Here is a 22,164-nt window from a genome sequence, read left to right on the forward strand (position 1 = left end):
AAGCGAATATAATACCTGCGGCCTCTTTTCTTAAGTGATGCCATTATTGTACCCCCATGTGTACCCCTTAAATCGGAATTGATTCATAAAAACACTCTTTTTTTGGTCCCTTACAGCAGTAAGTAAAAGTACAAAAGCCCGTTTTATTTTACAATAAAACGGGCTTAATATGGTGTACAACGTGTTTTTCATTAATCAGTACCAAAGGAGGGACTCGAACCCTCACTCCCGAAGGAACGCGATTTTGAGTCGCGCGCGTCTACCAATTCCGCCACTTTGGCTTATTTGAAACGGGCAACAAATATAAGGTTTTAATACCCACTTCTACAAAGTTGATTTTAGGTTTATTCGAAAACTTATTTATAGCCATTTGGATTGTGAGACTGCCAGCGCCAGGTGTCTTCGCACATTTCTTCGATGCCGCGTTTGGCAGTCCAACCGAGCTCATTTTCAGCCTTGGAAGGGTCGGCATAGCAGGCAGCAATATCTCCGGGGCGGCGTGGCGCAATTTTGTAAGGTACTTCTTTACCGGACGCTTTTTCGAAAGCCTTCACCATATCCAAAACACTGGAGCCTTTGCCGGTTCCTAAATTGTAAACCACCAGACCGGGATTGGATGCTAATTTCTCGAGCGCTTTAAGATGTCCAATGGCCAGATCTACGACATGGATATAATCGCGAACTCCGGTGCCATCGGGAGTGGGATAATCATCCCCAAAAACAGAAAGCTGCTTCAATTTTCCCACGGCAACCTGCGAAATGTATGGCATAAGGTTGTTGGGAATGTCGTTTGGATCTTCACCGATTAATCCACTTTTATGCGCTCCAACAGGATTAAAATATCTGAGTAAAGCAATATTCCATGAGTTATCTGCTACGTGAAGGTCTTTGAGAATGTATTCAATAAATAGCTTTGTTCTGCCGTAAGGATTGGTTGCAGAAAGCGGGAAATCTTCCGTAATGGGAACTTCATGTGGATCTCCATATACGGTTGCCGATGATGAAAAAACGATGTCTTTAACGCCGTGTTTTTTCATCAGCTCACAAAGAATAAGGGTACTTGTGATGTTATTCTCATAATATTTTAAGGGTTGTTCTACCGATTCCCCAACAGCTTTATACCCGGCAAAATGAATAACCGAATCAATTTTATGAGCCTCAAAAATTTGGTTGATGGCCTGTTTGTTGAGTAAATCTTCTTCATAAAAAACAGGAGGTTTTCCGGTAATTTTTTCAACCCTTCGTAGTGCTTCTTTGCTGCTGTTACTCAGGTTGTCGACCACAATCACGTTATGATTCTCGTTTAGCAGTTCTAACACCGTGTGGCTTCCAATGTAGCCGGCACCGCCAGTTACAAGTACATTCATATTAAATGGGGGGATTAAATTTCAGCTTCTAATTCTTTGATTACTGTAGAACAGATGTCCTGCATTTTATCTGCAGACTTTTTGAGATCTTCATCCGGTTTATCATCCCAGATCAGTGTTTTGGCATATTCATATTCCTCAACGATAAGGTCCAGGCCAAGCATTTGGGCAACGGGCTTTATCTTGTGACCGGCCTTCCGGAAATTGGTTTCGTCCCGGTTCAACAAAAATTTATAATAATGCTCCCTGAATTCAGAGAATGAGGTAATAGCGGCCTCTGAAAATTCTTTAATGAATTTCTCTTCGCCGTACAGCATCTCCTCGACGCCCGAAAAATCAATTAGTTTTTTGTTACTCAAACTTCACTTATTCGTTGGCTGGTTCTGTTATGTGATGGGGGGTAGGTTTCCCAAATTCATCAAGATGCACAAATACAATTTTATCTATACTGATAATGGTTTCCTTGGAAAACTTATTTCGTACTACACATTTTACCGTGATGGAGGTAGTGCCAAACTTTACCGTTTCCATGCCAATTTCAATAACTTCACCGAGTTTAGCAGAGTTCACAAAGTTGATTTCCGACATGTACTTGGTCACTATGTTGCCTTTTCCAAGCTGACAAAGCACGTAAATAGCAGCTTCTTCATCTACCCAGCTTAGCACCGAACCTCCAAAAAGGGTACCATGGGCATTCAGATCCTGGGGTTTGATAAGCTTTCTGCTAAAAAATCTCATATTTTACTTTAACCATTTGATTCCTGAAGAAGATAACAGATATCCCGCAAATGGAGTAGCATCTTTTTCTTGTAATTAGAAACTTCTATTAGATAAATTTCAGAACTAATATTATTGTAACAAAAAGGTTCACTTTCACTCTTTCTAAGTAAAAAAAGGAATATTCAGAGCTTAGATATATTATGAAAACAATTGCACTTACAAATCAAAAAGGCGGAGTTGGCAAAACTACAACCACTATTAACCTTGGGGCAGGGCTGGCAAAGCTTGGTAAAAAGGTATTATTGATCGACCTCGATCCTCAGGCTAATCTTACCTATTCGCTTCGCACGCACTCGCACAGATTGGAAAAAACGATCTATCACGCGCTCAGGGGTTCCGCCAAATTGGATGACATCATCATCTCGCACAATGGTTTTGACTTTATTCCTTCTTCGCTGGAATTATCCGGAGCTGAGCTTGAGTTAGCGAGCGAGCCTGCACGGGAGAGTCTGCTAAAGAATGTGATCAAAGATCTTGAAAAGCGGGATTATGATTATGTTTTGATCGATTGCCCACCAAACCTGGGACTTTTAACCTTAAATGCTTTTACGGCGGTGAAGGATATCTTTATTGTTTTGCAGTCAGAATATTTGGCTCTTCATGGACTTTCAAAGTTATTAGATCTGGTTAAAGTAGTACAGCAAAGGCTTAATAATCAGCTTAAAGTGGGAGGAATTATTTGTACGTTGTATGACAGCCGCAAAAACCTGAATAAGGAAGTTGTTGGGCACATTAAAGATTATTTTGGTCCTAAGGTTTTCAAAACAATAATTCGGGATAACGTTGCACTTGCTGAGGCACCCAGTCACCATAAAACAATTTTTGAGTATGATGGAAACAGTGCCGGAGCAGAAGATTACTTCGCGTTAGCCAAAGAAATAAAAAACGGCCACTAACATAATGGGTAAGAAAAAGAGTCTTGGACATAATCCGCTTGCATACAGCACGCGGAGCCATGCTTCTTTTGATTTCATTGCTCCTTCTAATGAGAAAGAGAAGGAAGAGAAAGAAGAGGGGCGGGTACACAAAGAAACGGCAAGTTATTATCTTGAAAGTCCGTTGGTCAATAAAATTAAAGCTATGGCGGACGAACAAGACACATCCTATTCTTCGATCGTGAATGACATCCTGAAACGTCATCTTCAGGAAACCTCCGGCTAAGGATATCACATCGTCTCAGCTTTTCTTATACTGTGCTCCAGCTAAAAGCACATTATGATTCAAATATTTCAATCTCATTCTCTACAGACTTTAGCCAATGCTTTTATCTCTCAGGATTTTGATACTGATGAGGAAAGTGTTTTCGAACCGATTTGGGTGATCGTTCAAAATAATGAGATCAAAGAGTGGCTGTCCTTACAATGGGCTCAGGAAAAAGGCATTTCCGGTAATCTTAAATTCATCTTCCCCTCTGAATTTTTGTGGATATTGTTCCGCTTGGTCAGAGATGATATTCCCAAAAACCTGCCATCCGATCTAAATGCCATGCAGTGGTGCTTGTATGATATTTTAAAAAATGAACCGCAGCTTTTGGATCATATGCCTTTTTCAAAAAAAGAGGAACAAACGGATTCTTATTTATTTCATCTGAGTTCACAAATTGCGGATATATTTGATCAGTACCAGGTTTATCGGCCCCAGATGATGAATAGCTGGATAGACCGTAAAATGGTCACCAAAAGTGCAGATGAAGGTTGGCAGTCGATACTTTGGCGTAAATTAAATGAATATTGGAGGGCTGATAATGATACCGGAACCATACCAACTCGCTCAGAAGCTTATGGACAACTTCTGAAATGGATAAAAGATGAAGATCAGAGCATATTGCAAAGCCTTCCCGATAGGGTGCATGTATTTGGATTGTCTCACGTAAGTGAACCCTTTCTGAATATTTTAGAAGCAATAGGCAGTAAAAAGGAAGTGACTTATTTCGCCCGTAAAATAGATACTGAGGAAGTAACGGGTGAGATGAATGAACTCATTGAGGATTGGAGCTCTGCTTTTAATGAGCAGCAAAAGCTTTTACTCTCACTTTGCGAGAAAGCAGGTACCGAGGTGAGTATAAATGAAATCAAGGAAGCCAAAACGGATTTGCCTCAGATCAGTATCAATTCGTGCCACAGTGCTCGCCGTGAAGTGGAGGTGCTGAAAGATTCTATTCTGCACTATTTGAAGGATCACCCGGAAGTGTCGCCTCACGAAATTCTTGTATTGGTTCCCGATCCTGAGGAGTATTTTTCTTTGATCAGATCGATATTTACTTCTACAGAGCCTGCTCTGCCAATTTCAAGGATCTATAACAATGATCGGGTGGAGGAGCACACCCTGGTTGAATTATTGGATCTCTTGAAGAGTTCATTTAAACCCGGCAAGGTCATCGAGCTGCTTAGTCTCAGGCCGGTTAGGAATACATTCTCTTTCTCGGATGATGAAGTAGATTTATTGGAAGAGTGGATCTCAAAAAACCATATCTATAGAGGAAAGGGAGATTCCTTTAACACCTTGCACAGCTGGAGGAAGGGCATAAATCAACTGATTGCAGGCTTAGCCATGAAGCCCGATCCTCTCTCCCTATACAACCGTTTGATTCCTTTTGAAGGAATTTATTCATCGGACGATATGCAGCTTTCTGCACGCTTTTCATTGTTCTTAAATGGACTTTTATCTGCTTCAGAAAAAGTTCAGGAATCCAAATCTCCACAGCAATGGATCAAGTTTTGCGAAGATCTTGTGAAGGTTTTTATTCAGGATGAATACGATCAGAACCACACGGCTTCCATTTTTCAAAAATTGAGCAGGCTAAAAGAACAGGTTGGCTACAGTATCGGAGTCAATGAGGTTTCTTACGAAATTATCAGCGGCTGGGTCAAAACTCAGTTCGAAAATGCCCAATCTGCTTCCGGCCGGTTTGGGCAGGGCATTACCATAAGCTCTTATGTGCCATACCGGTCGGTGCCTTTCCGGTGTATCGCCTTTTTGGGGATGAATGAAAGCGTTTTTCCAAGGAAGGCCGTACGTCCTGATTTCGATCTTATCTATGCCGATCCTCAACCCGGCGACCGAATTCAGAAAGATGACGATCGCTATCTGTTCCTGGAAACCTTATTTGCAGCAAAAGATCAGTTAGTGATAAGCTACCGGGGACAAGATCAAAAGAATGATTCTGAGCGACTGCCTTCATCTCTTGTTCAGGAATTAAGGGAAGCTTTGCCCGAATCAGCCATTCAGTTTTATAAACACAGTCTGCACGCTTTTAGTGAAATTTATTTTAAGGAGGATCTCCTGCCTGAATCATTCTCTAATGTAAATCTTCAGATAGCAAAAAATTTATATAAATCGGATCAAACCGCCAGGGAGTTTCTAAGTAAAACTTTTCTACAACCGGATCTGAAAGATATTGACAGAGTATCGGTTTATGACTTTATAAAGTTTTTTAGTGAACCTTCTAAATATATGGTGCAAAATTATTTACAGATATCAGATCGTTTATATTTGTCGGAAGTAGAAGATCGTGAACCTTTCGAGGTGGATGGCCTTAAATCATACAAATTAAGTGCCTTTTTGCTTCAGCATATGGATGAGGAAGTCTCCGGGGAGCAGATGCTTGATTACGCAAGATCTTCCGCATTGGTACCAGATAAATTAAAAGGTGAAAAGATATTTGAGGAGCATTATCAAATTGTCAAAGAATTGAAACAAGAGGTGGGCCGGCTAACAGAAGCAGATGAAGTGGAAGCGAATATCAGCTTGATGATTGACGACGTTGAGCTGTATGGAACATTACCGGGAGTGCATGGGAAATGCCTGGTTACATCGAGAATTGGAAAGCGAAAACCCGTTAATGAAATTGAATTATGGCTGAAGCATTTAATATTGGTTGAAGCCGGGCTGCCCATTTCGAAAAGTATATTTGTTTCCAGGGAAAAATCGGAGATCGAGATTTTTGAGATCCCAACTTCACCAAAAATGAAGGGTGTGTTGAAAACCTATATGCAATGGTTTTTAAGTGAAAAACCCATTATCGAAAAAGCGGCTTTCTTTCCCTCTACTTCAAAGAAATATGCAGAAACCTATCTGAAGGAAGGGGATGCTGAGGCGGCGGTTTTAAAAAGCAGAAGCGAATGGGAACCGGGATATAATCGATCTTTTGTTGAATCTTCTGATTATTACAATCAGTTGCTGTATAAAAGGTTAGATGTTTTAACTGAATCATATTTCAGAGAAAACGCATTGATGTTTTGGGAACCATTCATAGAAGTACTTGAGGAGGGAAGGAGTGAAAACTAAAACTCTGGACATATTTGAGGCTCCTCTGAAAGGCATAAGTTTGGTAGAAGCGAGTGCCGGAACAGGAAAGACCTACAACATCACTTCTTTGTATATCCGGGCTATTCTTGAGTTGGAATTAGAGCCTTCTCAAATATTGGTAATGACCTTTACTGAAGCGGCTACGGCCGAACTGAAATCCAGGATCAGATCCCGAATTAAAGAAGCTTTGGATGCCCTGGAGAATGGAGAAGCGAAAGAGGATGACTTTCTTACGGATTTGATCAAACAGGAATACACCGGTGCAAAACAAAAGCTTGATACTGCACTTAAGAATTTTGATGAGTCTGCCGTATTTACCATCCATGGTTTTTGTAACCGTGTTTTAAACGAATACAGCCTCATGTTTGATGTGCCGCCTCAGTTTGAACTGCTTCCCGATGCATCTGAATTGTTGCAGGACTGCGTGGATGACTTTTGGCGGGAATTTATGTATTCAACCGATGAGAATGAGTTGAATTGGTTCATTCTTGATTACTTAGGCGATACCGGTTTTGGGCCTGATGAACTTCGAAATATTATCGAAGAGACCTTTACGCACCCAAACTCCAGGATCGTCCCACAGATCTCAAAAAAGGATGACTTTGAAGCGCTGCTGGCAAAGCTGAAAGATCAATTTGAGCAATTAAAGCAGGCTTGGCAAAAAGAGGGAGATCAAATATCGGATATGTATCTGAATGGTAAACTAAGCGGGCAGGCTTTCAAAAAAGGGTCTAACAGCTGGAAAGAGGATTGGCAAAGTTTAATGGATCTTCTGTCTTCAGATCAACCAAAAATAGCGGTTACGGATCGGCTGGCACGTTTTGGATCTTATATGAAGGACAAAGGGAGTAAAAAGGCTTTCCAGGTACCTGATCTGAATTTCTTTAAGGAAATGGACGAGTACATAGCGCTAAGAGAGCAATTTTCGCTTATTAAACCCACCTTTATTTTAGATTCAACTAAGCAGATCAAAGAAGCTTTTGAGCAGAGAAAAAGAACTTCTAACGTTCTTACTTATAATGACCTGCTCGAAAGAACAGAGTTGGGTTTATCGAATGACCAATCCGGTATTTTGTCCAAGAAATTAAGCAGAAAATACCCACTGGCTTTGGTGGATGAATTTCAGGATACGGATCCGGTTCAATACCATATTTTAAAAAAAATATATCACGGTAGGGAGGAAACCGGCTTATTCATGATCGGTGATCCAAAACAAGCGATATATGGCTTCAGAGGCGCTGATATCTTTACCTACTTGTCGGCAAAGTCGGATACGCATCAGGGGCAATCATATCATCTTCTGCATAATTACAGATCCAACAGCCGGATGATAGAAGGGGTGAATGATCTGTTCTCACAAGCCGAAGATCCTTTTCTGCTTGACCGGGAAAAATTGTCATTTTTAGCAGCTTCTTATCCAGAGGAAAAAGAAGAAGAAACATACCTTACAAATTCAAATGGTGATGTGCCTAATCCTCTGCAATTCATAGCATTAAATGAAGAGTATTATTCCAATAAAGATGATCTTGGCTCAGATATTGTATCCGTAGTTTGTGATGAAATCACCGAGTTATTATCCGGCAATTATCAATTGGGTAAACAAAAGGTTCAGCAAAAAGACATTGCAATTTTAGTCCGGGAAGGAAAGGAAGGAGAAACCATCCAATCGGCATTGAGGGAACGGGGTATCAGTGCAGTATTGCGCTCAAGAAGTAGTGTTTTTAAGACTATGGAAGCTGAGGAACTGCTTAGGATCTTAAGTGCCGTTCAAAGAATGAGTTATGAGGGTGGTATTCGTGCCGCTTTGGCTACTTCGTTGATGGGGTATACAGCTTTAGATCTGTTGCATTTGGATGAGAATGAGCGAGAATGGTCAACATTGATGGCTGAATTTAATGAGATCAAAGAATCTTGGGAGCAATCGGGTATTGAGGTCGCTTTAGATGAGCTTTTGTATGGTTTTGAAATCGTTGAAAGAGTGGCAAATGCTTCTGCTGCCGAGCGACGTATTTCAAATTTGTATCACATCATTGAGCTTTTGTCGAAAGCAGCGCGAATGCAAAAACTGGATCCCAAGTCCCTGTTGAAATGGTTTTATGGAAAAGTTAACGAGGACACTCAAAAAGCAACTTCTGAAGATGAGGAGTTGAGGCTCGAAAGCGACAAGGATTTGATTCAGATATCAACCATGCATGCTTCAAAAGGTTTGGAATACCCGATCGTTATTTGTCCGTCTTTATGGAATTCAAGAGCCTCAACGGATAAAAATTCAGTGCTTAAATTTCATGATAATGATTCCATTCATATCGACATCAGTCGCAAGGTGGATCATCCTGAAAAGGAGCGTTATCGTTCGATCACGGAGCATCAAAACAGAGCGGAAGATGTCAGGCTGGCTTATGTTGCATTGACGCGTGCAAGTTCAGCTTGTTTTGTTTTGTTGCCGGATTATAAAAACCTTGCGGATTCACCAATAGCGTATATCCTAAACGGTCAGGATGGAAAGGGGAATTTTAAGGATTTTGAGACTATTTCAGGGCAATTGAAAGAAGCATCAAATATTGAAGTTCGGCAACCGGCAAAGGCTACAGGTGTGAAGATAGACGAAGGAAATGATCGTTCTGAAAGGTTACACGCCGCAAAATTTGATCGGACAGATGTTTTTCATTTCCCTAAAATGCTCAGTTATTCGTCATTAGCAGGACAAAAAGAGTCATCCGGGCTTGAAAGTGAATACGAGGAAATGGAGCTCTATAAGCCTGAGCCGGAAATCATAAATGAAGATATTTTTGGGTTTCCAAAAGGGGCTAATGCCGGAACGTGCCTTCACAAAATATTTGAAGACATAGAGTTCAATCAAACAGAGCAATTGCAAGAGGTTGTTTCCAATAACCTGGAGTATTTTGGTATTGCAGACCGTTGGGAGAAGGTGGTTACAAACTGGGTAAAAACTGTGCTGAATCATAATTTGAAAGGAGTAAAAGAGAGCTTATCCACGCTTAAGAGACAGGAAGTTCTGAAAGAAATGGAATTCTTCTTCCCGGTAAAAGATATAAATACGGCACATTTATGGGAACTGATAAGGCCGGATCAAAAGAAGTCAGATGTAGGGGATGAAAAAGTGTTTGGGTTTATGAAAGGGTTTATTGATCTGGTTTTTAAGAAAGGGGAAAAGTTTTTTATTCTGGATTATAAATCAAATTACCTCGGTCATTCTTTTGATGATTATCGGGAGGATAACTTAGATCAAGCCATGCAAGATGCCGGTTACGATCTGCAGTATCATATCTATACGCTTGCTTTACACCGTTATTTAAGATCTCGTCTGAAGGAATATAACTACCATTCAAATTTTGGAGGAGTACTATATCTGTATTTGCGTGGGGTAGATGCTGATCATCCAGGAAGTGGCGTATATTTTCACAAGCCTGAGCAAAAAGTTATCACTCGGCTGGATTCATATTTTGAGAGGGGTTCAGCATGAAAACAGCCTGGGCATTATTAACAAATTGGAGGAATGAAGGCTACATAACTGATCTTGAAAGGGAGTTTGTTCGGTTTCTAATGGAACTGGATGAAGAACTTGGTGATGAGGTTCTGTTAGCTGCGGCCGCATGTATTTATGCTCAACGAAATGGTAATTTGTGCTTAGACCTGAGTGGCTCTAACGAAAGAACCTTTTTATTTGATGAGCCGGAAACAGGGATAGAACTGACAGCTGAGCTAAGATCTGACTGGTTAAAAGCACTTAGCACATGCTCTTTGGTAAGTAACGGACATGAGCTACAGCCTTTGGTGCTGGAAGAGAGAAGATTGTACCTCCATCGCTTTTGGAAGTATGAAGAAGAATTTTGCCATTGGATACGAGAAAAAGCAAAAGTACATCATGCTCTTACTGATGAAGCGGAAAATCTTCTGAAGAAAATTTTACCTCCGGGAAAAGACCTTTTTGAAATAAACTGGCAAGAAGTGGCTTTAATACTGAGCTTCCTGAAAGATTTGGTGGTTATAACGGGAGGTCCCGGCACTGGAAAAACGCATACCGTGCTCTCAATCATTGCAGCCCATGCACAGCTTCATAAAGATGAAGTATTTCATATAGCACTGGCAGCACCCACCGGCAAAGCAGCACGCAGACTTATGGAGTCGATAGAGGAGGGCAGAAAGCGACTTCCCAAAAATTTATCAGCAAAGGTAACCATTCCTGAAACAGCTTTGACGGTACATAAGCTGCTTGGATCTGACTTTAGGGGAAGCTCATTTAAATACGATGAAAACAATCCTTTGCCATACGATCTTGTGATCATTGACGAAGCTTCCATGTTGGATATCAATCTTTGGGGAAGACTAACAAAAGCCATTGCTTCAGGAACAAAGTTGATTGTGTTAGGGGATAAAGATCAGTTAGCATCCGTTGAGGCCGGTTCAATTTTAGGCGACCTGTGCCAGGGACGAAATTCTTTTTCGAAAGAAACAGCGAAGGCTGTGGCTAAAGTAACCGGCGGATCTGTTGAAATAGAAGAGACTGCTCCATCCATTAATGACTGTATAGTATTTCTCACTAAAAGCTACAGATTCGAGGAAGGCAGTGGAATCCAAAAACTGGCTGAATCGATAAATAAAGGAGATTCCAAACAAGTTATTTCCCTTCTTGAAGAGAATAAATATCCGGATATAAAGTGGCTTCCCGGAACCCCGGAGAATATTTCGTACATAACTAAGGCATTTGGTGTACATCATTACCGAAAATATGCAGATGAAACACCCCAAAGAATGCAAACAACCGCTAATGAAAAGAAAATACTATGTGCTATTCGCAGATCATCCGTTGGAGTTGAGAGCATCAATAACCGGATTGAGTCTGAGATCAAAAGAGAAGCCGGGTTTTTACAAAATGAAGAATGGTATCATGGCAGGCCGATAATGGCTACAAAGAACGATCCGGCCACAAGAATTAAAAATGGAGAGATCGGGCTTTTTGATAGTAAAAATTCTACGATCCGCTTTGAGGGAGTACAAAATCCGGAAATTTCGCCTGCACGTATTCAGCATTATGAACCGGCATTTGCCATAACCGTGCATAAAAGCCAGGGTTCAGAGTTTGAGGATGTGGCCATTTTGCTTCCAAATGAAATGAATTCAATACTTTCTAAAGAAATTTTATATACATCTGTAACAAGAGCACGCCGAAATACTCTTGTGGTTGCAAATAAAGAGATTCTAAAAAAAACAGTAGAACATTCCGTTCACAGAAAAAGTGGCGTTAAACAAAAAATCTGGGGGTTTTGAAAAGAAGCTTTATTAACTTTTTCGTGTATATTGGAACATATTCAAATTAAAAAGCTACTATACGTTAAGCATAGTAGCTGAAAGATTTGTACCCCAAAAAGCCAACGTATCAGGGGGAGATGGTTGATAGCCAACTCCCCTTTTTCTTTTTCAAATATCCCATTAAATAAGATCATTTGTTTATAAATGTTCTTAATGCATGTTATAGCTTCCTAATAGTTATGCTTTCTGCACGAGCCTTCGCTTTTCTCTAGTGTGATCAATAAATGTTATAAATTTGGAACATACTGGCCTGCAGCACTTTATAAGTGAATGAACATTCATAAAATCAAAGAATCATGAAGATAATTAAACGAAATAATTTTTCAGTTTACCTGATTATTTGTTCATTTCTGATTGTAATGGGCTGTTCAACAAACAGTAATAAGGATACTGCTACGGTCAATGGCTCTTTAAGTGGAGAAACCTCTCAACAGAAAATTCAAACCAATAATGTTGAAGGAGCTGTGGTTACCGCAGCCCGCGTTACCTCTGAAGGTTCGTTCGAAACCATAGAAGGAACCAAAACCGAAACGGATGCTTCCGGTAACTTTACTTTAAATGTTGATGCAGAATCTTATCAACACATAGTGGTGGTTGCTGAGAAGGAGGGACAGCAATGGGCCGGTTTCTTAACTTCAAATGTTGAAAATGGGTCTTCTTATACGCTTAAGCCACTAAATGCGGAGTCAAGTGCAGAAACCGCTGTATTTACCGAGTTAGTGGCATCTGGGAGTGCTGATCTGGTAAGTAAAGCAGATATAGAGACCGCCATTGGCAGCGAAGCTGCCGCTGAAATTCGTTCCGGAAGTTCTGCAGCCTCAAGAATTGCATTTGGCTTGAAGACCGCTGCTCAGGCACGGGCTGAATATTATGCCGATGCACTGCAGAATGATGCTGAAACGGCTCTCAAATCTACTTTTGAAGCCATGGCCGAAGCTCAATTACGTTTTGAATCTGAGCTGGAGTCCGCTACTTCTGAAGAACAGCAAGAAGCTGCCTTAGAGATGTTTGCTGAGGCAGTAGTTGAAGCTCATACCAATGCCGGTTTAACGATCTCAGAAGCAGCTACATCTATAGAGATGTGGAGCCGAATAGCTGTTAAGGGCACATCTTCCGTTTCAGATGAAGTAAAAAACAATATCCGTAAAAACAGCTCCCTGATTGTTGCAGTTGCCATAGATAATGCTGTTCAGGCAGAAGCACAAGCAGCTGAAATGTCAGAAACTACCAAAGAAGCCATAGTGCAGGCCGGGGTGGATCTGAAAGCTGAACTTAGATCTTCTGCTGGAGTTGCTGCAGATGTAAAAGCCGCTTTTGAGTCGTACCATGATGAGGTTCAAGCTGCGATTGAAAATGACAGCAAATTTGAAGCTTCTGTAGTGGTAGCAGTAGATAGTGAGATCAATGCTTCAAGTGGATTTAAATCCGTATTCACTTCATCGTTGAGTGGAGTACTTAGTGCAAACATTGTAAATGAAGTGTATGCCACTTTTTATTCAAACATTGAGGGAGAAGTGCAAAGTGAAAGTTCAAAAGAGGAATCTGAAGTAGAACTTCTGGCTCGTATCATGTTCTTGATAAACCTCTGTAACTGATAATGTAAATTTCCTAAAAAGCAAAAAACCCCTTCACAATTAATGTGAAGGGGTTTTTTTAATGTTTAAAACCGGAATTAGTTTTGTGCCGGTTGCACTTCAAGTAATTCAACTTCAAAGATCAAGGTTTCATTAGGCCCAATAGGACTGCCTTGAGGAGCTCGTGTCCCGTAAGCCAGATCAGAAGGAATATAGAATTCGTATTTAGCGCCTTCCTTCATTAATTGAACACCTTCTGTCCAACCGGGAATAACCCTGTTTAAAGGAAATTGAGCGCCGTCATAAGGTTCTCTCTGTTGACTGTATAACCCATTCTCCTGAGCCACTTCTTTTATACTTGTGTCAAATATTGTTCCATCAATTAAACGTCCAGTGTAATGAACGCGTACTACGTCAGAGGCGGAAGGGGAAGCTCCGTCACCTTCTTCCAGTACTTTATATTGCAATCCGGATTCGGTTTCCTGAACTCCTTCCTTCGTCAGGTTTTCTTCAAGAAAAGCCTTTCCTTCTTCCATATTTTCCTGACTTCTTTTTTCCTGTAATTCCTGAAGATAGGAATTGGTAACAGCCATAACTTGTGATTGAGTTAAAGCTCCTTTGTCTGAGGACAACCCGGCTTGGATCCCGGCATTATAATCGTTCATGTTAATCTCAGTGATACCCTCCCGAGAAAGAAATGTACCGTTCTGAAACCCAAGGGCATAGCTTACACTGTCGAGCTTGGTATCTAAACTGGCTTTGGATGTTCCTACTTCACCTTGTTGATTACAAGCTGTGAACATGAATCCTGCAGCAAAAATTGCAAGAATCGTTAATCTATTCAATTTCATAATTTTAAGTTGATGATTGTATTTTATTAAATGAGTGTAATTTTCGGCTGTTAAAATAGGGTAAATCATGCCAAAGTGGAATAAATAATCAACTATCTGTGTATATTTAAGCATCATAAGAAATTTCATAACAGACGAATACATTGACATTTAACGACTTTGACTTAATTGACGAGCTTAAAGCAGGCTTGAGAGATATAAATTACACGCAGCCGACACCTATCCAGGAACAATCCATTCCAATAATTTTACAGAAGAAGGACCTGATTGGAGCTGCACAAACAGGAACGGGAAAAACGGGTGCGTTTGTAATACCCATATTGCAACAGATCTTAGAAAGTCCCTCCGAACATACTCAGGCTCTTATTTTATCTCCTACAAGGGAGTTGGCTCAACAAATAGACGAGCAAATTTTTGCTTTGGGATATCATACCGGTATTTCATCTGCAACCATAATTGGTGGGGAAGATTTTGCGCAGCAGGCTAAAGCTATCCGTTCGGGTGTTGATATTATTGTAGCCACTCCCGGACGCATCATAGATCAGACTAAAGTATTGGATATTGATTTTAGTCATGTAAAATTCTTGGTACTTGATGAAGCCGACAGAATGTTGGACATGGGTTTTCTTCCGGATGTTACCAAGATCATTGAAAGGTTGCCTAAAGAAAGGCAAACACTTTTATTTTCAGCAACAATGCCCCAGGAGATCAAAGAGCTGGCCAACCGGTTCATGAAAGATCCCGAAAAGGTGGAGATCGCGATTGAAAAGCCTTCCGGCAGTATCACTCAGAAAGCCTATTTCGTGGATCAAAAAGGTAAACTCAAGCTTGTGCAAGATATCCTGGATGATCTGGAATGGGAATCTTGTATTATTTTTTGTGCTACCAAGCGAGGTGTTGACGAACTGGAGCGTTTACTTCAAAAGAAAGGAATCAAAGCGGGAAGCATACACGGTGATCGGGATCAGGATGAGCGAAACAAAGCCTTGCATGCCTTTAAGAGTGGTCAGGTTCCCGTTATTGTAGCTACCGATGTGCTCGCACGTGGAATCGATATTGACAACATATCTCTGATCATCAATTACGATGTCCCGCGGGCTGTCGAAGATTATGTGCACCGTATTGGTCGTACGGGACGATACGATAAGACCGGGACAGCGATCACATTCGTGAATAAAAAAGATCGCCGACCATTTAGTGCCATTCAAGAAAAGGTAGGAGATCAGCTTGAGATCCTTAAAACCGAAAATAATAAAGCTGAAAAATCTGACCGAAGAAAAGCTCCGGATTCAACAAGCTCAAAGTCTTCGGATACTGCTAAACAAAAGAAGGATAAGCCAAAGCAAGACACTAAAAAAGATAGTTCTTCTCAGAAGTCTGGAAAGGACAAGAAGCTGACAAAGAAGGAGATCGCTGAAGCCAACAAAAAAGTTCAGAACCTGGACAGTGTGGAAGTGGTATTGAAAGGTGATCAACCTGTTTCTAAAAAACAAAGTTCGAAGCCTTCTAAAAAATCATCCCCTCAAAAGGAGAGTGAAAAACAGCAGAAGCCAAAAGAACCGGTAATACCGGCTGAACGTATTACCAAAGCTACCAAGAGAAATCAGAATGCTCCTAAACCGGCAAAAGGGTTATGGGGACTTATTAAGGCATTATTCTCATAATAAAACTTTTACATTCAGTTAAACCACAGCAAAGACAGAACCATTAGATTTTCAAGAAAATTACTGCCATGAAAAAACTGCTTCTACTGATAACTGTTACATTATTTGCATCCGCATGTCAAAACTCGGAGGAGGAAGCTAAGATCATTGAGTCTTTCAAGGTTGCCGACGATGCTCAGGAAACTCTTCAGCATTTACCGTTGGTGGATGACTCTGAGGTAAAGAACATTATTTTGTTGATTGGGGATGGTACAGGGCTCGCTCAAATAGCATCCGGACAGCTTGCCCTCGTAGGTCCAGATGGAATGCTTCATATTCAAACTATGCCGGTTACCGGTTTTGTTAACACCCATTCTTCTGATAACCTGATCACTGATTCAGCGGCCGGTGCCACTGCTTATTCCTGCGGTTTGAAAACATACAATGGAGCTATTGGGGTAAATCCTGATCAAACAGCTTGTAAAACTATTCTTGAATTGGCAGAAGAAATGGGATTAAGTACCGGATTGGTTTCAACATCCTCCATTACACATGCTACACCGGCCAGTTTTGCAGCTCATGTTCCTCAGCGCAGCATGGAAGAAGAAATAGCTTATGATTTTCTTGACTCAGGAGTTGAGGTATTTCTTGGCGGGGGATTGGAATACTTCGGTAAAGACTATCGTTCTGATTCACTTGACCTGTTGGCTGAATTTGAGAGTGCAGGATATCAGATTTTAAGGAATAAGGAAGATTTAACCGCCTCTGGGTCAGATAAATTATTAGGTCTATTTGCCGAAGATGGCATGGAAAGAGCAGAAGGAGAGCCTTCTTCGGCTGCTATGATATCCAAAGCTTTGGATATACTAAGTACGGATGAAGACGGCTTTTTCTTAATGGTTGAGGGAAGCCAAATTGATTGGGCCGGTCATGGTAATAACGTAGATTATTTGATTAACGAAGTTCGGGATTTTGATGAAGCCGTTAAGGTAGCTCTTGATTTTGCCCAAAAAGATGGTGAAACCCTTGTAGTGTTAACTGCCGATCACGAAACAGGAGGTATGACCATGCAGCGTCAAATAGCGGAAGGTGATTCTCTGGAGATCTACTGGACTACAGGATATCATACAGGAATTCCTGTGCCCCTGATGGCGTACGGTCCCCATGCTACCGAATTCATGGGGTGGAGAGATAATACCTATGTTGGCCAAAAACTATCAGAACTGCTTAGGGTGGGAGAACTGCCCCAGCTCATCGACTGAAATCCGGATAAGTAATTCTATTTTTATAAAAGGTGAGTCCTGTCCGGGATTCACCTTTTTTATTTAACCTGAGTTTGATATCAGATAATCATGGAATAAGTGAAGTGGTCATTTATCAGCAAATGTGCTCCTTTGCAGGTATGATCTAAAAATCTATTCTAATTTTGTGAAGCCTAATTCTTAGAAAAACTCACGGTAATCTAACTATGGCTTTTAGTTATAAATTCAGCTGCTAAAAGTTTAGTCCCGCGTTTCCAATTCCCTTTTTAGTTTCTTTTCGTTCAAATTGCAGATTAAATAAAGTTCCTTCCGATTGATTTTCATACCGTATTTGTCCCTGGAGTTGTTCACACAAAACATTGATTAAGTGAATACCTAAAGAGCCCGATTCTAAGATATTCTCTTTTCCAAAACCCTGGCCATTATCACTTATTTCAATATTTATAACACCGTCTGATTCGGTTAGATTGAATTTGATGATCCCTCTATCTTTTGGCCCAAAAGCATGTTTATACGCATTGGTAATTACTTCATTTACAATAAGTGAAGCAGGAATAGCTTGATTGATATTCAGTTTTATTGGATCACAGTTGATATTCAGTTCCACGTAATCGCCATGCTGCAAGGTACCTGATATGTTCTTAGCCAGGTTTTTCAGGGTATCAGAGAACTCGATCTGTGAAAAGCTGTTGGATTGATACAGCAACTCATGAACGGTAGCCATGGTTTTAATACGAACAACACTATCGTAAAGCTTATTTTGAAGTTCCTTATTATCTGACTCAAAAGCTTGCAGCTGCATCATTCCCGAAACTACAGCCAGGTTATTCTTTACGCGATGATGAATTTCGGCTAATAAAGTTTCTTTTTCGGCAAGAGAAGCTTTGATTTCCTTTTCGGTTTTTTTCTGCTCTGTGATATCCCTGCCAATGGCAACCCAATGGGTATATTCTCCATCGCTGTTTTGAACCGGCACCATAGAAGTATTGATCCAGAACTTCTCACCATTCTTTTTATAATTGATGAATTCAACTTCTACATCTTTACGATTATCCATTGCCGTACGGAGTTTTGCTCTAACCTGGGGATCGGTTTCAGGTCCGTTCAGGAAATGGAGTGTTTCTCCGATCACTTCTTCAGCGGTATATCCGGTAAGTTCTGTAAATGCATGGTTGGTAAATATAATTTCTCTTCCATGTTTTCCTTTTTCTGCATTTAAGATAATTACAGACTCAGAAGTATTTGTAACTACCGATTCGAGTAATTTTAATTGCTCCTGCTCCTCCCGTTCTTTTGTAACATCCTGCATAGCACCGATCATGCGATGGGGGTTACCTTGATCATCTTTGATGACAAAAGCCCGGTCAAGAATGTATTTATAGGTACCGTCTGCTGCCATGAATCGGTATTCCATTTGAAAACGCTCAGTTCCATTATTGAGCACTTTTTCCAGAGCGTTGTTAACGATATGTAAATCTTCAGGGTGAATTTTGTCTTTCCACCAACTTCCCGCATTTTTTACTTCTTGTTTATTGTATCCAAACATATTGTAAATATTGCTGTTATATAACATTATGTTAGATTCAATATCTAAATCCCAAATGGTGTCGCTGGTAGCTTTATTTACAATATCATAGCGTTCAAGGCTTTCCTGAAGTTCTTTCTCGCGCCTTATTTTTTCCGTCACATCCCGTTCAATGGCTATGAAATGAGTGCAGTTTCCCTTGTCATCAAAAATGGGATCGATACTCATATTCAACCAATAGGGTTTTCCTTTTTTATCATAATTAAGGATGGTGGTTTCTATGGATCTTTGCTGATTAAGTGCCTCAGAAATTTCTTGTACAGTTTCGGTATTAGTGTCAGCTCCTTGTAAAAAATCGCCGGGTTTTCTGCCTTTTACCTCATCCAATTGATAACCCGTAAGTTGTTCAAAGCCTTTATTTACCCAGGTAATTAACTTTTTATTATCACTGATAATTACCGCATCAGTGGTTTTAGCAGCTACCAAAGAAAGTTCTTTAAGCTTTTCTTCTCTTTCAATTTGCTTAGTTACATTTCTGGAATTTGCAACATAGCCTTCTACGGCAGGGTCTTCCAAAAGGTTGGTAAAGATAGTTTCAACCCAATGGTAAATTCCTTTATGATCACGTAGGCGATAGGCAGACACGCTTATACGCTTCTCATTGGGTAGTTGGTGAATTTTTTGTTTTACACGCTCAAAATCTTCAGGATGTACAAAATCTAGTGCCTTTTTTCCGAGGTATGAATCATAACTTCCCCCTACAGAAGGACTTATATATTTGAACTGCAGGTCTTCATCTAAAATACTGATCAGGTCGGAACCCTCCTGCACTAATGCTTTGAAGCGTTTTTCGCTAAGAGCCAATTGCTGTTCGGCCTGTTCCTTATCTTCACTGTCAAATAAAATTCTGAGTATATGTGCCGCTCTTTCTACCGTGTTATGTTCATATTTGGTAGGCTCGGAAGGCTTATCGTAATAGACGGAAAATGAAGCCCGAACTTCTCCTTTACTATCAAATATGGGCTGAGACCATGAAGCTTCAAAACCATATTTTTCTGCTAAATGAAGATAATCTTTCCAATAAGAGCTTTTATACACGTTCGGTATAATGATCTGTTTTTTATGGTAAACAGCCGCGCCACAAGAGCCCGCTTTTTCATCAACTTCAACACCGTCAACTTCTTCCGCAAAAGAAGGAGGGAAGCTGGGACTGCACAAGTTTCTGATCTTATTTTTTTCAACTAAACAAACGGAAGTTTTTATTCCTGAATGCAATTTCTCGATTCCGGATAAAAATTCTCTGGTTATCTCAGCAATATCATTTTTGTTAAGCGCATTTTTCTCGAGTACATCCCGTTCCAGTTTTTGGACTTCATTATAATATCGCTGTTCGGTTATGTCGGTAGAAGAAAATAATATTCCGTTGATATGCGGATCGTTCAGTAAATTTGTTCCGGCTGTTTTAAGCCAGTTATATTTTCCATTCTTATCCCGAAACCTGAAAGGGCGGATGTCAACATCCCGGCCTTCTTTCATGGCTAAAAAATCTTGAAGCCCCTGTTTTTTATCATCCGGGTGTACAAAGTCGAAAGCATTTTTTCCGATCATTTCTTCGGCTTTCCACCCCAGGATATTCTTTAGGTTGGGACTGACGAATTTGAAATTTCCCTTTTCATCAAGAATTTCAATGAGGTCGCCGCCTTCTTCCACCATGCTTTTAAACTTGTATTCGCTCACTTTAAGCTCTTCGGTTGTTTGGCGAAGTTTTATGGCACTTGATATATTTGAAGCCAGCGTTTGCAGGTATTGTATTTCTTCTTCATCCCATATTCTTTCTTTTTGACAGTCATCAAACCCTATAAATCCCTGAAAATGCCCATCTACAAAGATCGGGATATGCAGAATAGAGATAATATCTTGTCCTTCGAGAATAGACTTAAGCCTGTGATCAGAAATATCCTTTACTAACGCCTGGTATACTTTGTTTTTCTGAAGCTTGGGAAAGTGATCATTGTAGTCATTTATTTTTATGTCCTGAAGTTCGGGGTTATCTAATTGGGGTTCTACATCCTCTCTTGACCATTCAATGCGCTGGCTTATCAGTAATTCATTTGTGTTGGGATGTGTATGTGTTTCAAAGTAATATACGCGATCCACTTCAACCGCTTTTCCCACCGCATCAAACGTTTCCGCCAATGCTTCTATCCAATCCTCATTCTTTATGAGTGTACCTGTCACTTTAGCATTGGCTGCAAGTAAACTACTTTTTTGAGAGACATTTTTTTCTGCTTTTAATTTTTCAGTGACATCCTCTGCCATTGCCATACGCAAGCGTTTGTCATCTATTACTACTTCGCTTGTGCTTAGTTCTACATCAAAAACTTCCCCATTCTTTCTTTGGTGCTTAACAGTGGTATGATGGAACTTGGATTCTTTTTTTTCAATTTTCGTTATTTCATTCTCAAAATTAACGTGTTCCTCTATCGGTCTAATGTCTTTTAGATGCAGTCCAATAAATTCATCTTTGGAATATCCATAATTATTTACCGCTGCGACATTCACATCTTGAATAGTTCGGTTTTCTACATCAATTAGAAACATGGGCTGAGGGGAGAGATCGAAGATATCACGGTATTTTTTTTCTGATTTTTGAAGAGATTGTCTCACCCGATTACGTTCAATTCCATATGCAATCACTTTGCCCAGCATAAAAGGGGTGATCTCATCTTTTAGGACATAATCGGCCACTCCCATGCCCAAAGTTTTTAGGGCAAACTCCTGATTCTCATATCCGGTGAATACAATAACCGGAATATTACCCGAGAGGTCTACTATTTTTTCAACCAAAGATTCCCCGCTAACATCAGGCAAAGAAAGATCCAGTAAAATGGCATCGAACGTTGAGGTTGTTAGTTCTGCTTCTGCCTCAGAGTATGATTTAGCATGCTTTATGCCTATGGTTTCCACTATTTCTGCCAAATACTCCTGCAGGAGTACAAAATCTCCGGGATTATCTTCAACAACCAACAGATTTAAATTACGATCTAATACCGTCATAGAGGTTCTATTATCTGGTTTTTGGGGGTAGCTGAACTATGGATATCCAAAAATTTTCAATAGTGCTTATCACTTCAATAAAACGATTGATATCTACGGGCTTGGTGATATAACAGTTGGAATGGTTTTGATAGGATTTAAAGATATCGACATCATCAGAGGAGGTAGTTAGCATAATAACCGGGATGTGCTTCAGTTCGTCATGATTTTTGATATGCCTAAGCACCTTATGACCATTTATTTTTGGGAGGTTGATATCCAATAAAACCAGGTCCGGTTCAAGGGCTTTTTCATACCCTTCGTTTTTTTCAAGATATTGAATGGCTTCCCAACCATCGCGAACGACGGAAATAGAATTCTTGATTTTGCCTTCATCAAGGGCTTCTTTTGTTAAGACAATATCCCCTTCATTGTCTTCTACTAACAGAATGTGTATTTCTTTAGGTATCATCGTCCTTAATAATTA

14 protein-coding genes and 1 tRNA gene are annotated in these 22,164 nt (G+C 40.3%); 8 read left to right on the forward strand and 7 right to left on the reverse strand.

Annotated elements, in window-relative coordinates; genetic code table 11:
• Positions 1-199: 199 nt before the first annotated feature.
• The 4 genes from B151_RS0106580 to B151_RS0106595 form a co-directional block, all read right to left on the reverse strand.
• A tRNA-Leu gene (locus B151_RS0106580) sits at positions 200-281 on the reverse strand.
• A 75-nt stretch (positions 282-356) separates the two neighbouring features.
• Positions 357-1,367, reverse strand: a complete 1,011-nt coding sequence (gene galE, locus B151_RS0106585) for a UDP-glucose 4-epimerase GalE (RefSeq protein ID WP_020402818.1) — start codon at positions 1,365-1,367, stop codon at positions 357-359.
• A 14-nt stretch (positions 1,368-1,381) separates the two neighbouring features.
• On the reverse strand, positions 1,382-1,726 hold the full coding sequence (locus B151_RS0106590) for a taurine dioxygenase (RefSeq protein WP_245550366.1): 345 nt from the start codon (positions 1,724-1,726) through the stop codon (positions 1,382-1,384).
• Positions 1,727-1,733: 7 nt separating this feature from the next.
• Complete coding sequence (locus B151_RS0106595) at positions 1,734-2,105, reverse strand: acyl-CoA thioesterase (protein WP_020402820.1); 372 nt, start codon at positions 2,103-2,105, stop codon at positions 1,734-1,736.
• Positions 2,106-2,287: 182 nt separating this feature from the next.
• On the opposite strand from B151_RS0106595, the gene B151_RS0106600 reads away from it, so the two are divergent.
• The 6 genes from B151_RS0106600 (at position 2,288) to B151_RS0106625 (ending at position 13,381) form a co-directional block, all read left to right on the forward strand.
• Positions 2,288-3,043: a ParA family protein gene (locus B151_RS0106600; RefSeq protein ID WP_020402821.1), complete on the forward strand. Its 756-nt coding sequence runs from the start codon at positions 2,288-2,290 to the stop codon at positions 3,041-3,043.
• Between the two features lie 4 nt (positions 3,044-3,047).
• Positions 3,048-3,308, forward strand: coding sequence for a hypothetical protein (locus tag B151_RS0106605; protein WP_020402822.1), 261 nt, complete (start codon positions 3,048-3,050; stop codon positions 3,306-3,308).
• 54 nt (positions 3,309-3,362) lie between these two features.
• Positions 3,363-6,434, forward strand: coding sequence for an exodeoxyribonuclease V subunit gamma (locus B151_RS0106610; RefSeq protein WP_020402823.1), 3,072 nt, complete (start codon positions 3,363-3,365; stop codon positions 6,432-6,434).
• Positions 6,424-9,939: an exodeoxyribonuclease V subunit beta gene (gene recB / locus B151_RS0106615; RefSeq protein ID WP_020402824.1), complete on the forward strand. Its 3,516-nt coding sequence runs from the start codon at positions 6,424-6,426 to the stop codon at positions 9,937-9,939. Before B151_RS0106610 ends, recB begins: the two co-directional genes overlap by 11 nt.
• Positions 9,936-11,744, forward strand: coding sequence for an exodeoxyribonuclease V subunit alpha (gene recD / locus B151_RS0106620; protein ID WP_020402825.1), 1,809 nt, complete (start codon positions 9,936-9,938; stop codon positions 11,742-11,744). The genes recB and recD overlap by 4 nt, the downstream gene beginning before the upstream one ends.
• Before the next feature lie 338 nt (positions 11,745-12,082).
• Positions 12,083-13,381, forward strand: coding sequence for a hypothetical protein (locus tag B151_RS0106625; protein ID WP_020402826.1), 1,299 nt, complete (start codon positions 12,083-12,085; stop codon positions 13,379-13,381).
• Between the two features lie 77 nt (positions 13,382-13,458).
• Here the strand turns inward: B151_RS0106625 and bamJ are convergent, their stop codons facing one another.
• Entirely contained in the window at positions 13,459-14,211 is a 753-nt protein-coding gene (bamJ, locus tag B151_RS0106630; RefSeq protein ID WP_040516738.1) for a BamJ family beta-barrel-assembly machinery protein, read from the reverse strand.
• A 143-nt stretch (positions 14,212-14,354) separates the two neighbouring features.
• Between bamJ and B151_RS0106635 the strand changes: the two genes are divergently transcribed.
• Positions 14,355-15,875 carry a DEAD/DEAH box helicase gene (locus B151_RS0106635; RefSeq protein WP_020402828.1) on the forward strand — a complete coding sequence of 507 codons (1,521 nt, stop codon included), beginning with the start codon at positions 14,355-14,357 and terminating at the stop codon, positions 15,873-15,875.
• Between the two features lie 68 nt (positions 15,876-15,943).
• On the forward strand, positions 15,944-17,116 hold the full coding sequence (locus B151_RS0106640) for an alkaline phosphatase (RefSeq protein WP_020402829.1): 1,173 nt from the start codon (positions 15,944-15,946) through the stop codon (positions 17,114-17,116).
• 232 nt (positions 17,117-17,348) lie between these two features.
• Here the strand turns inward: B151_RS0106640 and B151_RS0106645 are convergent, their stop codons facing one another.
• Together B151_RS0106645 and B151_RS0106650 are read right to left on the reverse strand one after the other, a co-directional pair.
• Positions 17,349-21,698 carry a PAS domain S-box protein gene (locus B151_RS0106645; protein WP_020402830.1) on the reverse strand — a complete coding sequence of 1,450 codons (4,350 nt, stop codon included), beginning with the start codon at positions 21,696-21,698 and terminating at the stop codon, positions 17,349-17,351.
• 10 nt (positions 21,699-21,708) lie between these two features.
• Positions 21,709-22,149 carry a response regulator gene (locus B151_RS0106650; RefSeq protein WP_020402831.1) on the reverse strand — a complete coding sequence of 147 codons (441 nt, stop codon included), beginning with the start codon at positions 22,147-22,149 and terminating at the stop codon, positions 21,709-21,711.
• Positions 22,150-22,164 lie beyond the last annotated feature (15 nt).

Source organism: Gracilimonas tropica DSM 19535 (genome assembly GCF_000375425.1).
In the GTDB taxonomy this organism is placed as follows: Bacteria; Bacteroidota; Rhodothermia; order Balneolales; family Balneolaceae; genus Gracilimonas; species Gracilimonas tropica.

Excerpts from the sequence above, each read along its gene's own strand:
- B151_RS0106605 (WP_020402822.1), top strand. The coding sequence starts at position 3,048 with ATGGGTAAGAAAAAGAGTCTTGGACATAATCCGCTTGCATACAGCACG.
- B151_RS0106595 (WP_020402820.1), bottom strand. The coding sequence starts at position 2,105 with ATGAGATTTTTTAGCAGAAAGCTTATCAAACCCCAGGATCTGAATGCC.
- B151_RS0106650 (WP_020402831.1), bottom strand. The coding sequence starts at position 22,149 with ATGATACCTAAAGAAATACACATTCTGTTAGTAGAAGACAATGAAGGG.
- B151_RS0106645 (WP_020402830.1), bottom strand. The coding sequence starts at position 21,698 with ATGACGGTATTAGATCGTAATTTAAATCTGTTGGTTGTTGAAGATAAT.
- galE (WP_020402818.1), bottom strand. The coding sequence starts at position 1,367 with ATGAATGTACTTGTAACTGGCGGTGCCGGCTACATTGGAAGCCACACG.
- B151_RS0106600 (WP_020402821.1), top strand. The coding sequence starts at position 2,288 with ATGAAAACAATTGCACTTACAAATCAAAAAGGCGGAGTTGGCAAAACT.
- B151_RS0106610 (WP_020402823.1), top strand. The coding sequence starts at position 3,363 with ATGATTCAAATATTTCAATCTCATTCTCTACAGACTTTAGCCAATGCT.
- bamJ (WP_040516738.1), bottom strand. The coding sequence starts at position 14,211 with ATGAAATTGAATAGATTAACGATTCTTGCAATTTTTGCTGCAGGATTC.
- B151_RS0106640 (WP_020402829.1), top strand. The coding sequence starts at position 15,944 with ATGAAAAAACTGCTTCTACTGATAACTGTTACATTATTTGCATCCGCA.
- B151_RS0106625 (WP_020402826.1), top strand. The coding sequence starts at position 12,083 with ATGAAGATAATTAAACGAAATAATTTTTCAGTTTACCTGATTATTTGT.
- recD (WP_020402825.1), top strand. The coding sequence starts at position 9,936 with ATGAAAACAGCCTGGGCATTATTAACAAATTGGAGGAATGAAGGCTAC.